We start from the raw sequence: 367 nt of genomic DNA, 5'->3' as shown, positions 1-367 counted from the left end.
TTCTATTCTTAACCCACTCTTTTCTGCCCTTAGACAGCTTGAGCACCTGAGACTATTTCACTCAGTTCTTGGGTAATGGCAGCCTGTCGCGCTTTGTTGTATACCAACTGCAAATCATCGATGAGTTGGCCTGCGTTATCGGTCGCCGCTTTCATGGCCACCATTCGGGCTGCCTGCTCACAGGCAATGCTCTCTACGATGCCTTGATACACTTGCGATTCAATGTATCGATGTAACAGCTCAGAGAGGATGTCTCTTGGTGCTTGTTCATAGATGTAGTCCCAACGACGTGCTTTTTTCGCGCCTCCATCGGCTTCAGAATCTGAAGGGTGGGGCAGCAACTGCAAGGTCGTTGGTTCTTGAACCA

1 protein-coding gene is annotated in these 367 nt (G+C 49.6%); it reads right to left on the bottom strand.

Going from position 1 to position 367, the window contains the following annotated elements; translation table 11 throughout:
• Window positions 1-29: 29 nt before the first annotated feature.
• A partial coding sequence (locus AB4496_RS26995; protein WP_372132991.1) for a F0F1 ATP synthase subunit gamma occupies window positions 30-367 on the bottom strand: 338 nt, incomplete at its 5' end.

This window comes from Vibrio sp. 10N.222.46.A1 (assembly GCF_041473595.1).
Lineage (GTDB): Bacteria > Pseudomonadota > Gammaproteobacteria > Enterobacterales > Vibrionaceae > Vibrio > Vibrio tasmaniensis_A.
The sequence above is the reverse complement of the archived record's forward strand: the minus strand, read 5'-3'. Positions and strand labels throughout refer to the sequence as shown.